Annotated in this window: 9 protein-coding genes and 1 pseudogene; 7 read left to right on the top strand and 3 right to left on the bottom strand. The window is 70.7% G+C overall.

Annotated elements, in window-relative coordinates:
• Positions 1 to 285: 285 nt before the first annotated feature.
• Positions 286 to 2,493: pseudogene (secA, locus tag I5071_RS05470) on the bottom strand (preprotein translocase subunit SecA); the annotation flags it as partial.
• Between the two features lie 151 nt (positions 2,494 to 2,644).
• Positions 2,645 to 4,084: a hypothetical protein gene (locus tag I5071_RS05465; protein WP_236604323.1), complete on the bottom strand. Its 1,440-nt coding sequence runs from the start codon at positions 4,082 to 4,084 to the stop codon at positions 2,645 to 2,647.
• 147 nt (positions 4,085 to 4,231) lie between these two features.
• Between I5071_RS05465 and I5071_RS05460 the strand changes: the two genes are divergently transcribed.
• The 3 genes from I5071_RS05460 to pyc all read left to right on the top strand — a co-directional run bounded on the left by I5071_RS05460 (position 4,232) and on the right by pyc (position 9,030).
• The gene (locus I5071_RS05460; protein WP_236604322.1) at positions 4,232 to 4,900 is read left to right on the top strand and encodes a tetratricopeptide repeat protein; all 669 of its coding nucleotides are present in this window, start codon (positions 4,232 to 4,234) and stop codon (positions 4,898 to 4,900) included.
• Positions 4,901 to 4,961: 61 nt separating this feature from the next.
• The gene (locus I5071_RS05455) at positions 4,962 to 5,438 is read left to right on the top strand and encodes a DoxX family protein (RefSeq protein ID WP_236604321.1); all 477 of its coding nucleotides are present in this window, start codon (positions 4,962 to 4,964) and stop codon (positions 5,436 to 5,438) included.
• Positions 5,439 to 5,538: 100 nt separating this feature from the next.
• Entirely contained in the window at positions 5,539 to 9,030 is a 3,492-nt protein-coding gene (gene pyc / locus I5071_RS05450) for a pyruvate carboxylase (RefSeq protein WP_268921214.1), read from the top strand.
• On the opposite strand, the gene I5071_RS05445 is transcribed toward pyc, so the two are convergent.
• Positions 9,031 to 9,846 carry a matrixin family metalloprotease gene (locus tag I5071_RS05445; protein WP_236604320.1) on the bottom strand — a complete coding sequence of 272 codons (816 nt, stop codon included), beginning with the start codon at positions 9,844 to 9,846 and terminating at the stop codon, positions 9,031 to 9,033.
• Positions 9,847 to 10,116: 270 nt separating this feature from the next.
• On the opposite strand from I5071_RS05445, the gene I5071_RS05440 reads away from it, so the two are divergent.
• The 4 genes from I5071_RS05440 (at position 10,117) to I5071_RS05425 (ending at position 14,965) form a co-directional block, all read left to right on the top strand.
• Positions 10,117 to 11,088 carry a MerR family transcriptional regulator gene (locus I5071_RS05440; RefSeq protein WP_236604319.1) on the top strand — a complete coding sequence of 324 codons (972 nt, stop codon included), beginning with the start codon at positions 10,117 to 10,119 and terminating at the stop codon, positions 11,086 to 11,088.
• 117 nt (positions 11,089 to 11,205) lie between these two features.
• On the top strand, positions 11,206 to 12,018 hold the full coding sequence (locus I5071_RS05435; protein ID WP_236604318.1) for a peptidyl-prolyl cis-trans isomerase: 813 nt from the start codon (positions 11,206 to 11,208) through the stop codon (positions 12,016 to 12,018).
• A complete protein-coding gene (locus I5071_RS05430) occupies positions 12,015 to 12,959 on the top strand; it encodes a HupE/UreJ family protein (protein WP_236604317.1) in 945 nt (314 codons plus the stop codon). The genes I5071_RS05435 and I5071_RS05430 overlap by 4 nt, the downstream gene beginning before the upstream one ends.
• Positions 12,959 to 14,965 (top strand): DUF3604 domain-containing protein, encoded by a 2,007-nt coding sequence (locus I5071_RS05425; RefSeq protein WP_236604316.1) that lies wholly within the window; start codon positions 12,959 to 12,961, stop codon positions 14,963 to 14,965. The genes I5071_RS05430 and I5071_RS05425 overlap by 1 nt, the downstream gene beginning before the upstream one ends.
• Positions 14,966 to 15,132: the final 167 nt, after the last annotated feature.

The following is a 15,132-nucleotide window of genomic DNA, read 5'->3' as shown; positions in this document are numbered from 1 at the left end:
CTCGCGCTGCTCGCTCAGCGACATGCCGACTTCCTTCTCGATCGTCTCGAGCACGAGCTTCGGCTTCTTCGCGATCTTCTCGATGTGAACGCGGCAGCCGAAGACGTCGTAGATGTTCCGCTCGAGCGCCTGCCAGCGCACCTCGTCGAGGTCGGCGACGTTCTCGGCGAGCGCGCTCTCCTGCCAGAGGCGCATCGACTCCTGCCACTCGCGCGCGGCGGCGTCGTACACCCGCACGACGTCGTTGAACGCGTTGAGCTGCTCGGGCGTCGCGTTGCGCGGCGGCGGCTGGGGGCGCGCCGGCGGCTGGGGCGGGATCGCCTTCGCGCCGTGCACCTTCACCATGCGCTCGAGCACCGGCTTCGCGCGCTTCTGGAGCTCCTCGTCGATCTCCTTGACGATCGGCTCGGGCTTCACGCCCTTCTTGATCTCGTCCTCGGTCGGGACGGTGCGGTACTGACCCTCGAGGACCTGACGGCGCAGCGCGTAGATGCTCTTGCGCTGCTGGTTCATCACGTCGTCGTACTCGAGGAGGTTCTTGCGGATGTCGAAGTTCCGCTCCTCGACCTTCTTCTGCGCGTTGGCGACGGCGTTCGTCACCCACTTGTGCTCGATCGGGACGCCCTCCTCCATCCCGAGCGTCGTCATCATCGCCTGGATGCGCTCACCGGCGAAGATGCGCATGAGGTCGTCTTCGAGCGACAGATAGAAGCGTGACGCGCCGGGGTCGCCCTGACGGCCCGCACGACCGCGCAGCTGGTTGTCGATGCGGCGCGACTCGTGGCGCTCGGTGCCGACGATCTGGAGGCCACCGGCTGCGAGGACGTCCTTGCGCTCCTGCGCGCACTCGGCCTCGAGCCGCGTCTGCTCTTCCTTCACCGCGGCCTCGAAGAGCTCGCGGGTCTGGAGCAGCTCGACGTTCCCCTCGGCGTTCGCGCGATCCATCACGCGGTACTTCGCGAGCATCTCGGGGTTGCCGCCCAGCAAGATGTCGGTGCCGCGGCCGGCCATGTTCGTCGCGATCGTGATCGCGCCCTTCCGGCCCGCCTGCGCGACGACGTACGCCTCGCGCTCGTGCTGCTTCGCGTTCAGCACGTTGTGGGGGATCTCGGCCTTCGCGAGCATGCGGTGGAGCGCTTCGCTCTTCTCGACGCTCGTGGTGCCGACGAGCACCGGCTGGCCCGCCTTGTGGCACTCGACGATGTCCTCGTAGACCGCCTTGAACTTCTCGCGCTCGGTCTTGAAGACGAGGTCGTCCTGATCGCTTCGCTGGATCTGCCGGTTCGTCGGGATGACGGTGACGTCCAGCTTGTAGATCTTGTGGAACTCCTCGGCCTCGGTGTCGGCGGTGCCGGTCATGCCGGCGATCTTCTTGTAGAGGCGGAAGTAGTTCTGGAACGAGATGGTCGCGAGCGTGCGGTTCTCGGCCTGGATCGGAACGCCTTCCTTGGCCTCGACCGCCTGGTGCAGGCCGTCGGACCAGCGGCGTCCCGCGAGCACGCGGCCGGTGAACTCGTCGACGATCACGACCTTCTGATCGGCCGTGACCATGTAGTGCTGGTCGCGCTTGTAGAGCGTGTGCGCGATGAGCGACTTGTTCAGGATGTGCAGCGTCTCGAGGTTGACCGGATCGAAGAGGTTCTCGCTCTTCATGATCCCGGCTTCGACGAGGAGCTGCTGCGCGCGCTCGATGCCTTCTTCGGTGAACGTCGCGTTGTGGAACTTCTCGTCGACGACGTAGTGCTCGTCCTTGCGGAGGCGCGGCATGATGCGCGCGATACGCAGGTACTTGTCGCTCGCGACCTCGCCCTGACCGCTGATGATCAGCGGGGTGCGCGCCTCGTCGACGAGGATGGAGTCGACCTCGTCGACGATCGCGAAGTTCAGCTCGCGTTGCGCGTAGTCGTAGATGCTGAACTTCATGTTGTCGCGCAGATAGTCGAAGCCGAACTCGTTGTTCTGGCCGTACGTGATGTCTGCGCGATACGCGTTCTTCTTCGCCTGATCGCTCTGCGACGGGATGACGACGCCGTACGAGAGGCCGAGCCAGTTGTAGAGGCGGCCCATCCACTCGGCGTCGCGCTTGGCGAGGTAGTCGTTGACGGTGACGACGTGGACGCCCTTGCCCGAGAGCGCGTTGAGGTAGCAAGGAAGCGTCGCGACCAGCGTCTTGCCCTCGCCGGTCTTCATCTCGGCGATCTTGCCGTCGTGCAGGACCATGCCGCCGATCAGCTGCACGTCGTAGTGACGCATGCCGAGGACGCGGCGACCGGCCTCGCGCGCGGTGGCGAACGCTTCGAAGAGGACGTCGTCGAGGGTCGCGCCGTTGTCGAGCTTCTGCTTGAGCTCGGCGGTCTTGGCCTTCAGCTGCGCGTCCGAGAGCTTCTTGATCTCCGGCTCGAGCGCGTTGATCGCGGCCACGCGCGGCTGGATCTTGCGGATCTGCCGCTCGTGGTTGGTGCCGAAGAGCTTCTTGAGGATGTCCTGCAGCATTCGAGAGAGGCCTCGGGCGCGGAGGGAAGACGCGGTAGTGGGCGAGCGAATAGCCCCGCCGAGAAGGTAGGCGGGGCAGACTAAGGCGCCGGTCGTGGGGGCGCAACGCGGGGAACCCCCGTGCTATTCGGTCGGATCCGGGGCTCCGAGCTCAGCCGGTGACCAGCGCCGCGCGAGCGAGGATCAGTGCCGCACCGGCGAGCAGCGCGACCGCCACCGCGCCCACGATCGCGATGACCGCCGCGGTGTTGCGAGCGCGCACACGGACGCTCCGCGCCTCGGGATCTCCTGCCTCGTGCATCACTTCGCGGGCCTCGGCGGCCGCGAACAGACCGCGTCGCAGGAGAGACATCGCGAGCACCGCGATCCCGAGCCCGAGCGCGAGCCCTGCCACGAAGTGCAGGCGACGCCGGCGCTCCGCGACCATGCGGCGATCGTCCTCGAGCCCGGAGATCGCGCTGGGCAAGGTGCGGACTTCTTCTTCGGCGCCCGCGAGCAGGAGCCGCGGCTCGGTGCCTTCACGATCGGTGAGCTCGACGTCCTCGCGGCGCAGCAGCTCGCGTGTGTCGTCGAGCGCGAGACCGGAGCCCTCGGGCGCGACCAGGACGTATCGCGCTGCGGCGCGCTCTCCGCCGAAGGGATCGGAGCGGACCTCGACGCGATACAGACCGGGGCCGACGTCGAAGGGGAGCTCGGGGTGGGCGGGATCGAGGGTCGCGGTCGCGATCCACCGGCCTTCGTAGAAGAGATCGGCGAGGAGCACTTCGCGGCCCACCGGAGGGCGCGCCTCGATCGGGATCGGCACCGAGGAGACCACGCGGGGCACGTCGATCCACGGAGTCGCGAGCGCGATGGGCAGGCGCACCGTGCGACGCGCGAGCGGCTGTCCCAGCTGCGATGCGACGAGCTCGATCGATGCCTCGGGCCCGTGCGGGACGACGACGAGGCGCACCAATGCTCCGTCGCGCGTGCTGCGCTCGCCGACCGACGCGGCGGGCGTCTCCTCGATCGTGATCGCGTCCGCGTCGCCCGCGTCGACCCACAACGCGCAGCGCTCCTCGGGCACGCACGCGCCGCCCGCGACGCGCACGTCGAGGGGCGGCAGCGGGATGCCGGTGGCCTCCGCGATCACCGGCCCGACGTCGATCTGCTGCAGAGGGAGGCCGACGCGGCCGCGGAGTGGTGCGGGCGGCGCGCCGGGCTCGATCGTGAGCGGACGCGTGACGGTCGCGAGGAGATCGCCGTCGTCGTCGCGCGCCGACGCGAACAGTGCGAGCCGGCGATCGGGAGCGTCGTCCGGAGGAGGCAACGCGCCCTCGGAGGAGCGCGCGCGAGACGTGTCGAGCGTGGCTCGCGCGAGCACACGATCGCCGTCGCGGAGCTCGACCTCGACACTCGCGGGGACGAGCTCGCCGCCGTCGGGATCCTCGATGCCGTCGAACACGAACGCCCGAAGCGGGATCGGATCGCCGGGCCGCACGCGATCGGGCGCGACGAGCTGGAGCTCGTGATCGACCTCCCAGCGCTCCGAGATCAGCACCGCGTACCCGACCACCGCGAGCGCGATGGGCACGAGGACGCGGGCGATCACGACGGCGCGTGAGGACGCAGGCTCGGACGAATCGGCGTCACGCACGCGCAACGACACCCTGGTAGCATGCATCGGCGGGGCGGGTTCGGCTCTGGCGCGTTCGGAGGATGATCGCGCGGGCGCGGGCCGTATGAGCCGCAGCTCTCGATGGGATATTTCTCGTACTACCTCGGCTGGATCCTGCTGACGTACCTCGTGCAGTACCCGCCGCTGCTCGTGGGCCTCGTGGTGCTCTTCGTGCTGCGGCGCTTCGTCCCGGATCCCTGGGTGCTCTTCCGCACGATGGGGCGCATCCAGGCGCTGCGGCGGCAGATCGAGGCGAACCCCGCGAACGTGACGGCGCGCCGCGATCTCGCGATGGTCTACGTCGAGCGGCTGCGCCCGGGGCGCGCGCTCGAGCTGCTCGACGAGGCGCGCAGGCGCTTCCCGGACGATGCGGAGCTGCTCTATCTCTCGGGGCTCGCGCAGTTCAAGCGGCGCGACTACGAGAAGGCGCTCGAGCCGCTCGTGAAGTCGGTGCAGATCGATCCGCGCGTGCGCTTCGGCGAGCCCTATCTCGTCGCCGGTGATGCGCTGCGGAAGCTCGGGCGACACGAAGAGGCGATCGACGCGTACGAGCGCTTCGTGTCGACGAACTCGAGCTCGATCGAGGGGCACGTGAAGCTCGCCCTCGCGTTCCGCGCGATCAAGGACGAGGGCGCGGCGAAGAAGTCGCTCGACGAGGCGTTCGCGACGTGGGGGCAGATCCCCGGCTACAAGCGACGCAAGGAGCTGCAGTGGTGGCTCTACGCGTGGCTCTGCCGGCTCTTCGTGTGATCCGCTGCCTCGCGCAACGTCGGGGGCGTGCCGCTTGCAGCCCGCGCGCGTGGAGGTCGAGATGGACACTCGAAGGCTCGGGACGCGACTCGATCCGGTCGCGCTCACGCTGCTCCGGCTGGTCGCGGGCGTGACGATGGCCGCACACGGCTGGCAGAAGGTCGTGGGGTTCGATGGGTGGCGCGGCACCGTCGAGTCGATGGGCGTGCCCGGGGCCGACGTCCTCGCGGTGCTCGCGGTGGTCGGCGAGCTCGGGGGCGGGATCGGTCTCGCCCTCGGGCTGCTGACGCCGCTCTCGGCGCTGGGCGTGCTCGGGGTGATGATCGTCGCGATCACCGCGGTGCACCTGCCCAACGGGTTCTTCGCGCAGGAGGGCGGGTTCGAGTACCCGCTGCTCATGGCGACCGTCGCGCTGTTCTTCCTGCTGCGCGGGCCCGGGCCGTACAGCGTGGACGCGATGATGCGTGGTCGCGCGCGACACCGGCGCGAGCCCGAGGGCGGCGTGCCCTACCGCGAGCCGCTCGGTCGCCCGGCGTAGATCCGCTCACGATCGACTTGTGTGATGACGCACTGCGCCATATAGCGTCGCCGCGCGGAGACTCGCCGCAGGATGCGGGCTCCGAGCGGGAGGCGTGCGCGTGTCCACCGAGCTGGCGACCAGGCGACCGAGACCGATCACCAAGCTGCTCTGCGCCAATCGCGGCGAGATCGCGATCCGCGTGTTCCGCGCCGCGACCGAGCTCGGCATCCCGACGGTCGCGGTCTACTCGCACCAGGATCGCGTCCACCTCCATCGCTACAAGGCGGACGAGGCGTACCTCGTCGGCAAGGGCAAGAGCGCGGTCGCGGCCTACCTCGGCATCGAGGAGATCATCGACGTCGCGCTCGCGTGCGGCGCCGACGGCATCCACCCGGGCTACGGCTTCCTGTCGGAGAACGCGGGGTTGAGCGAGGCGTGCCGCGAGGCCGGCATCGCGTTCGTCGGCCCCTCGCCCGAGGTGCTGCGGCGCTTCGGCGACAAGACCGCGGCGCGCTCGCTCGCGAAGGAGATCGGCGTCTCGATGGTGCCCGGCACCGACGGGCCGGTGAGCACGCTCGATCAGGCGCGCGAGTTCTGCGGGCGCGCGGGGTTCCCGGTGATCGTGAAGGCCGCGATGGGCGGCGGCGGTCGCGGCATGCGCGTGGTGCGACGCGAGGAGGACCTCGCGGAGTCGTTCTCGCGCGCGCAGAGCGAGGCGCTCGCGGCGTTCGGCGACGGCACGGTCTTCATCGAGCGCTACGTCGACAAGCCGCGCCACGTCGAGGTGCAGATCCTCGCGGACGCGGCGGGCGAGGTGATCCACCTCTTCGAGCGCGACTGCAGCGTGCAGCGACGGCACCAGAAGGTCGTCGAGATGGCGCCCGCGCAGAACCTGCCGGCGGGCGTGCGCGAGGCGCTGTGCCGCGACGCCGTCGCGCTGGCGCGCGCGACCGGATATCGCAACGCGGGCACCGTCGAGTTCCTCGTCGATCGCGAGGGGCGTCACTACTTCATCGAAGTCAATCCGCGCATCCAGGTCGAGCACACGGTCACCGAGGAAGTGACCGGCATCGACCTCGTGCAGTCGCAGATCCGCATCGCGGGGGGCGCGACGTTCGCGGACCTCGGGCTCTCGCAGGACGCGGTGTCGATCCGCGGCGTCGCGATCCAGTGCCGCGTCACGACCGAAGATCCGCGGAAGAGCTTCCAGCCCGACACCGGGCGCATCGAGGTGTTCCGCGCCGGCGAGGGCATGGGCATCCGGCTCGACGCGGGCAGCGGCTACGCGGGCGCGCAGATCAGCCCCGACTACGACTCGATGCTCGTGAAGTGCACCGCGCACGCGCTCACCTTCGAGGGGGCGGTGCACAAGCTCTCGCGCGCGCTCGCCGAGTTCCGCGTGCGCGGCGTGAGCACGAACATCCCGTTCCTCTCGAACGTGCTGCGCCACCCCGACTTCGAGTCGGCGAACGTGTGGACCTCGTGGGTCGACGACACGCGCGCGCTCTTCGACTTCCCGCTGCGCAAGAACCGCGGTCAGCGCTTGCTGCACTACCTCGGCGACGTCGTGGTCAACGGGCCCGGCATTCCGGGCATGGGCGCGCAGCCGCCCGCGCGCATCGAGCCGGTCGTGCCCGAGATCGCACTGAAGTCGCCGCCGCCGCAGGGCTGGCGCGACATCCTCGTGCACCTCGGGCCCGCCGCGTTCGCGAAGGCGGTGCGCAAGCATCGCGGGCTGCTCGTCACCGACACCACGTGGCGCGACGCGCACCAGTCGCTGCTCGCGACGCGCGTGCGCACCCGTGATCTGCTCGCGATCGCGCCCGCGACCGCGCGCTTGATGGCGCCGCTCTTCTCGCTGGAGTGCTGGGGCGGCGCGACGTTCGACGTGTCGCTGCGCTTCCTCCACGAGTGCCCGTGGGATCGCCTCGAGCGGCTGCGCGACGCGGTGCCGAACATCCCGTTCCAGATGCTCTTCCGCGGCGCGAACGCGGTCGGCTACACGAGCTATCCCGACAACGTCGTGCACGCCTTCGCGAAGATGGCGAAGGACAAGGGCGTCGACGTCTTCCGCATCTTCGACTCGCTCAACTACGTCGAGAACATGAAGCTCGGCATCGACGCGGTCGGCAGTGCGGGCGGCGTGATCGAGGCGGCGATCTGCTACACGGGCGACGTCAGCGATCCCACGCGCAAGAAGTACTCGCTGCAATACTACGTGGACCTCGCGGGCGAGCTCGTGAAGCTCGGCATCCACGTCCTGTCGATCAAGGACATGGCGGGCCTGCTCAAGCCGCGCGCCGCGTCGATGCTCGTCGGCGCGCTGCGCCGCGCGTATCCCGAGCTGCCGATCCACGTGCACACGCACGACACCGCGGGCACCGGCGTCGCGTCGATGATCGCGTGCGCCGAGGCCGATGCGGACGTGGTCGATCTCGCGCTCCCCGCGATGGCCGGCCTCACCTCCCAGCCGACGATGAGCGCGGTGGTCGCGGCGCTCGCGGGCACGACGCGCGACACCTCGCTCACCACCGACTCGATCCGCAAGCTCAACGGCTACTGGGAGCAGACGCGCTCGCTCTACGCGCCGTTCGAGAGCGGACAGACCGGCTACGCGCCCGATCTCTACGAGCACGAGATGCCGGGCGGGCAGTACACCAACCTGCTCTTCCAGGCGCAGCAGAACGGGCTCGGCGATCGCTGGACCTCGATCAAGCGCGCGTATCGCGAGGCGAACCACCTGCTCGGCGACATCATCAAGGTCACGCCGAGCAGCAAGGTCGTCGGCGACCTCGCGCAGTTCATGGTGCAGAACGATCTCGACGCGAAGATGGTCGAGGAGCAGGCGGACACGCTCTCGTTCCCGACCAGCGTCGTCGAGTTCCTCGAGGGCCGTCTCGGTCAGCCCCACGGCGGGTTCCCCGAGCCGCTGCGAACGAAGGTGCTGCGCGGTCGCAAGCCGATCGACGAGCGCCCGGGCGCGACGCTGGCGCCGCTCGATCTCGACGCGCTCAAGAAGTCGCTCGTCGAAGAGCACGGCGACGTCGCGATCCGCGATCACGACGTGATGAGCGCCGCGATGTACCCCCAGGTCTTCCGCGAGTACCGCCGCTTCCGCACGAAGAACGGCGACGTGTCGGTGCTCCCGACGCGCCACTTCCTCGCGCCGCTGCAGAAGGGCGAGGAGCTCCACTTCGACATCGAGCGCGGCAAGACGCTGGTCGTGGTGCTGCGCGCGGTGGGCGAGCTCGACGACGAGGGCAATCGCCGCGTGTTCTTCGAGCTCAACGGTCAGCCGCGCGCGATCAGCGTCGTCGATCGTTCGGCGAAGACCGCGACCAAGCAGCGCGAGCGCGCGAGCACGAGCGATCCGGGATCGGTCGGCGCGCCGATGCCGGGCTCGGTGGTCGACGTGCGCGTGACCGCGGGCGCGAAGATCGCGAAGGGCGATCCCCTCGTCGTGCTCTCGGCGATGAAGATGGAGACCGTGGTCGCGTCGCCGGTGAGTGGCGTCGTGAAGCGCGTCGCGGTCGCGAAGGACGACGCGCTCAAGGCGGGCGATCTGCTGGTCGAGGTGCAGGTCGTCGAAGCCGCGGTCGCCCAAGCCTGATCAATCACAGGGAGGCGGGCCGGCACCGGGAGCGCAGTAGAGCTCCTCGGCGCCAGCTCGATCCGCGTCGCTCAGCGCGGGCGGATCGAAGAGCGACCACGTCGCGCCGCAGTCCGGGTAGTTCATGATCGACGCGGGATCGTAGGGCGCGAGCGCGAGGAACGACGTCGAGCTCGCGCACTCGCACGGGCCGACGTAGTCCGCGGTGTTCCACGCGTGCACGAGGCCGAGCACGTGCCCGAGCTCGTGCAGCAACGTGCGCGCGAGCGCGTCCTCGCTCGCGATGATCGCGTCGTGATCCCAGTAGCAGGTGTTGATCGCGAGCTCCTGGCCCTCGCGCCCCGAGCGCCACGGCAACATCGCGTTCGCGACGACGCGCGACGCGCCGCACTCGGGGATGATCACGAGGTGCGCGTCGACGCCGCGCTCCGCGCAGCGCGCGGGTGTGACGAAGCGGAAGCGGACGTCCGCGACCGATGCCCACATCGCGGCCGCGCGCTCGGTCGCCGCGATCACGGCGTCGCGCGACGCGCCGAGCTCGTCGCTCACGCAGTACGTGAGGTCGTCGCGGACCTCGAGCGGCAGGGTCGCGATCGAAGGTCCGTCGGTCGCGACGATCAGGTGCTCGCGTGGCGTCTCGCCCGAGCCGTGCTCGAGGTAGTCGCGCGCGTCGTCGGCGGTCGCGAAGCGCAGATCGAGATCGACCAACGTCGGTGCCTCGTCGAGCATCGCGCACGTGAGCCCGATCGACGCGGGCGCTGGACCTGGATCACACGCCATCAGCAGCATCGCAGCGAGCACGCGGAGTCGGCTCATGGTGAGCCGACTATGGATCGCGACGCGCAGGCGAAAAAACAGAGCTCCGCCGCCGCGCTCGGAAGGGTTTGCGAGCGCGGCGACGGAGCTCACTCACGGAGCACTGCGTTGGGATGGCACGTTGGGAGAGAGACCTACGACAATCCGTGGGGCGACCCTCGGCGCGTGTAAAGGGGTCTTCTTCGTCGTCGAATTCCCCTCGACGAGCCGGTGGGAGCGACCCCAGCGTCGCGCGCGTGCGCGAGGCGCGCGCGAGATCGAGGAGGGCACGTGTCGAGCCGTGACGGACGTCGCCTGAGGCCGGTGAGCAACGAGGATCGCGAAGGTGCCGCGACGTACCCGATGCGCGTGGTGACACGCCTGACGGGGCTCACCGCGGACACGATCCGGGTGTGGGAGCGGCGCTACGGCGCGGTGCGGCCCGAGCGCACGCAGGGCAACGTGCGGCGCTACTCGAGCGGCGAGATCCGCCGGCTCACGCTGCTGCGCGAGGCGGTGTCGCGCGGGCACGCGATCGGCGAGATCGGTGCGCTCCCCGACGACGAGCTCGAGAAGCTCTCGAGCACGCCGCGCGAGGACGAGCCGAGCGAGAGCGCGAGCCGGCGCGGACGGTGGTGGCCGATCATCGAGTCGTACCTCGAGGCGGTCGAGCGCTACGACCTGCGGCGCGCCGACGAGATCCTCACACGCACGGCGGTGCTCACGAGCCCGCGCGAGCTGGCGCTCGAGGTCGTCGCGCCGATGCTGCGCGAGGTCGGCGATCGATGGCAGCACGGCGCGATGTCGATCGCGCAGGAGCACGTGATCTCGGGGCAGGCCAAGAGCCTGCTCGGGACCTTGCTGCGCGCGGGCGCGACCGACGCCGGCGCGCCTCGGATCGTCACCGCGGCGGCCGAGGCGCACCACCACGAGCTCGGCGCGCTGATCGCAGGTGTGCTCGCATCGACGCGCGGCGTGGTGCCGGTCCATCTGGGATCCGACGTGCCGTGGTCGGAGCTGCGCGGTGCGGTGCGGCGCGCCGGGGCGGACGTTCTGCTGCTGGGGTTCGCGCGCGATCTCGAGCGCCAGGAGGCGCGTCGCTGCGTCGACGAGCTGCGCAGCCTCGCGGATGAATTCGAGGTGTGGGTCGGCGCGCCCGAGGGACATCCGAGCGCGAGCGCGGATCGACGGGTGCGGGTGTTCCACGACTTCGACGAGGTCGACGCCGAGCTCGCGCATCGGTTCTCGCGCGCGCAGAGCTGAGTCCCTGCCGGAGTGCTCGTCCCGCAGGTCCCGGACGGGAGCGCGCGAAGCGCGCGCACGGTAGGGACCGGCGGGCGAGCCGATGTTTCGACAGTCTTTGAGGTTAGTCTCGCCGCCGTGGAGCGGTGGCGGCGGTGGGCGCGCGAGCCCTTGGTGTGGTTCGTCGCGGCGGGGGCGGTGATCTTCGCGATCGATCGCGCGCTGGCGCGGGACGAGGATCCAGCGCGCGCGATCGTGATCGACGATGCGTTCGTCGCGGGCCTGCGCGCGCGCTTCGTGGAGCGTCACGGGCGCCCGCCCGATGCGCGCGAAGAGGACGCACTGGTGCGCGACTTCGTGCGCGACGAGGCGCTCTCGCGCGAGGCACGCGCGGCGGGCCTCGACGACGGCGACGCGATCGTGCGGCGCCGTCTGGTGCAGAAGATCGAGCTGATGCTCGCGGGATCGGTCCACGTGCCCGAGCCCGACGACGCGGCGCTCGAGGCGTGGATGCGCGCGCACGAGGACGAGCTCCGGACGCCGGCGCGGGTGACGCTCGAGCACGTGCTGTTCGCGCGCGACGTGCGAGGCGCGCGCGCCGAGGACGACGCGCGTGCGGCGCTGCTCGCGGGCGCGACCGAGCGCGGCGATCCCTTCGTGCGCGGGCGCGCGATCGGACCGGCGAGCGAGTCGCGGATCGCCGCGGAGATGGGCCCGGCCTTCGCGCGCGCGGTCATCACGATCACGCCCGAGCAGGGATGGATCGGGCCGATCGCGAGCACGTACGGCGCGCACCTGGTCCGGGTGATCGCGCGCGACGAAGCGCGGATGCCGGCGCTCGACGAGGCGCGGGCGCGTGTGATCGCGGCGTGGACCGAGGAGCGACGCGCCGCGCTCGTCGAGGCGGAGATCGCGCGCATCGTGGCGAGCTACGGCGTGGTGGTCGAGTGAGAGCCGCGATCGTGATCGCGATCCTCGCGGTCGGGTCGACGGCGCACGCGCATCCGCTCTCGTTCGGGGTGCTCGACGTGCGCGAGGACGCGCGCGGTGAGGTCGACGTGTCGTTCCGCTTCTCGGGCACCGAGGCGCGCACGACCGGCGCCGAGGTGGTGATGCCGCCGCGCTGCGTCGCGCGCGGCGAGGTCGTGTCGGCGATCGCGGGTGGCGAGAGCCGCGCGATGCGCTTCGGGTGTGGCGGGCTCGCGGGCGAGACGATCGCGGTGCGGGGGATGGAGGGCACCGGCGTGCAGATCGCGGTGCGCATCGAGCGCGCCGATGGCTCGATCGTGCGCGCACGGCTCGACGACGGGACACGCGAGGTGCGGGTCGACGCGCGCGACACGGGGATCACGACGTACCTGCGGCTCGGCGTCGAGCACATCGCGGGTGGGATCGATCACCTGCTCTTCGTGCTCGGCCTCCTGCTCGTGGTGCGCTCGCGACGCGCGATGATCGCGGCGATCACGAGCTTCACGATCGGGCACAGCATCACGCTCGCGCTCGCGGCGCTCGACGTCGTCACGGTGCGCGCCGCGCCGGTCGAGGCGTGCATCGCGCTCTCGATCGTCCTCCTCGCGCGCGAGGTCGCGCGGCCCGACGACACATCCATCGTGCGCCGTGCGCCGTGGATCGCGGCGGGTGGGCTCGGGCTGCTGCACGGGCTCGGGTTCGCGGGCGCGCTCGCCGAGGTCGGGCTGCCGCGCGACGCGATCGTGCCGGCGCTGCTCGGCTTCAACGTGGGCGTGGAGCTCGGTCAGCTCGGGTTCGTCGCGATCGTGCTCGCGATCGGTCTCGTGGTGCGCGTGGAGCGCGCGCGCCTCGCGTGCGCGCTCGGGATGGGCGCGCTCGCTTCGTTCTTCTTCTTCGAGCGGCTCGCCGCGCTGGGGACGTGATGCGCACATGGATCTCGACGGTGCTGGTGCTCGCGCTCGCCGCGTGCGGCGACGACGATGACGTCACCACGCACGACGCGGGCCCACCCGACGCCGGTCCGGCGCTGATCGCGCTGCCCGACGAGCGCGCACCCTGCGCGCTGCGCGACCCGCTGCGCCGCCCGCTCTTCGGCGACCTGCACGTGCACACCGCGCGCTCGTTCGACGCCGCCGCGTACGACGTGCGCACCGGGCCGCGCGACGCGTACGACTTCGCGCGCGGCCGCCCGATCGGCCTGCCGCCCTACGACGCCGAGGGCCGCCCGATGCGCACGCTCCAGCTCGCCCGCCCGCTCGACTTCGCGGCGATCACCGACCACTCGGAGTTCCTCGGCGAGATCTCGATCTGCACCGATCCCACCTCGCCGGGCTTCTCGTCGCGCACCTGCAACACCTGGCGCGAAGGGCGCGGGCGCGGCGGGCACTACGGCGAGCTCACCGCATCGCTCGCGCTCGCGCCGCCGCGACGTCCGAGCGTGTGCGGGAGCGATCCCGCGCTCTGCACCAGCGCGCTCGGCGACGTGTGGCAGGAGATGAACGACGCCGCGGAGGAGGTCTACGATCGCAGCGAAGCGTGCTCGTTCACGAGCTTCGTCGCGTACGAATGGACCGGCTCGGCGGGCGGCGACAACATCCATCGCAACGTCCTCTTCCGCACGCGATCGGTGCCGCGCCTGCCGGTGAGCTACGTCGAGGCGTGGACGCCGGAGCGGCTCTGGGACGCGCTCGAAGCGGGCTGTCTCGCGCAGTCGACACCCGAGGGCACCGCGCCCTGCGACGTGCTCGCGATCCCGCACAACGGCAACCTCGGCGCAGGCTCGATGTTCGTGCCGGTGCGCGACGACGGCACGCCCTACGATCGCGAAGACGCCGAGCGACGCGCGCGCCTCGAGCCGCTGATCGAGCTCTACCAGCACAAGGGCAGCTCGGAGTGCCTCGACACGCGCGGCGATCCGCTGGGCAGCGAGGACGAGCTCTGTCGCTTCGAGGAGCTGCATCCCTCGGTGTGCCGCGGGCTGCCCGACGATCCCGAGGACTGCACCGAGAGCTGCAGCGAGGGCGGCGGCATCGGGTTCCTCGGCGGATGCGTGTCGGGCGGCGACTTCGCGCGCGGCGCGCTGCGCACCGGACTGAGGGAGCGCGCGCGTGTCGGCGCGAACCCGTTCGAGGTCGGCTTCCTCGGGAGCACCGACACCCATCAGTCGCTCGCGGGCGGCGTCGAGGAGTCGAGCTTCCGCGGGCACCTCGGTGACTCCGAGGACACCGCGAGCGAGCAGCTCGACGTCGATCCCGGCGTGCTGATCCGCGGCCTCACGGTGTCGCCCGGCGGGCTCGCGGTGGTGTGGGCCGAGGAGAACTCGCGCGACGCGATCTTCGCGGCGCTGCGACGTCGCGAGACCTATGCGACGAGCGGCACGCGCATCGTGGTGCGCACGTTCGCGGGCGCGGAGATCCCCGAGGACGCGTGCGCGAGCACCGAGCTCGCGCAGCTCGGCTACGACCACGGGGTGCCGATGGGCGGGAACGTCGACCCGAGCGCGGGCACGCCGCGGATCGTGATCGCCGCGCAGCGTGATCCGATGGGCGCGCCGCTCGAGCGCATCCAGATCGTGATCGGCACGCTCGAGTCGGACGGCACGACGCGCGAGCGCGTGATCGACGTCGCGGGCACCGAGCTCACCGAGGGCCCCGACGCGACGACGTGCGCGCCGCCCGCGGGCGGATCGGATCAGCTCTGCGCGGTGCACGCGCTCACCGAGCTCGATCCGACGCGCCCTGCGTTCGTCTATGCGCGCGTGCTCGAGGTGCCGACCTGCCGATGGAGCCACTACGTGTGCGCGGAGTCGGGCGTCGACTGCGCGACGGTCGGCACCGACGATCCGCTCGCGGTGTGCTGCGGTGATCGCGCGCGCCACGTCATCCGCGAGCGGGCGTGGACCTCGCCGGTGTGGTGGACCCCGGGATGAGGAGGAGAGGAGATTCCGCTAAGGAGAGCAGGAGGTTCAGGAGAGAGAGAGCTCCGTCGTCGCACTGCCGCGTGATCGAACCCCTCGCTCCGTCTCTCCCTCCTGCATTCCTGCTCTCCTCAGAGGAAATTCCGATTCCGAGCGCGAATCCGTGCGCGAGATCCTGC

Origin of the sequence: Sandaracinus amylolyticus (assembly GCF_021631985.1) — a bacterium.
Taxonomy (GTDB): Bacteria; Myxococcota_A; Polyangia; order Polyangiales; family Sandaracinaceae; genus Sandaracinus; species Sandaracinus amylolyticus_A.
The sequence above is the reverse complement of the archived record's forward strand: the minus strand, read 5'-3'. Positions and strand labels throughout refer to the sequence as shown.

Bases quoted from the DNA above. Each gene is read 5' to 3' on its own strand.
- I5071_RS05460 (WP_236604322.1), top strand. From the start codon at position 4,232: ATGGGATATTTCTCGTACTACCTCGGCTGGATCCTGCTGACGTACCTC.
- I5071_RS05455 (WP_236604321.1), top strand. From the start codon at position 4,962: ATGGACACTCGAAGGCTCGGGACGCGACTCGATCCGGTCGCGCTCACG.
- I5071_RS05445 (WP_236604320.1), bottom strand. From the start codon at position 9,846: ATGAGCCGACTCCGCGTGCTCGCTGCGATGCTGCTGATGGCGTGTGAT.
- I5071_RS05425 (WP_236604316.1), top strand. From the start codon at position 12,959: ATGCGCACATGGATCTCGACGGTGCTGGTGCTCGCGCTCGCCGCGTGC.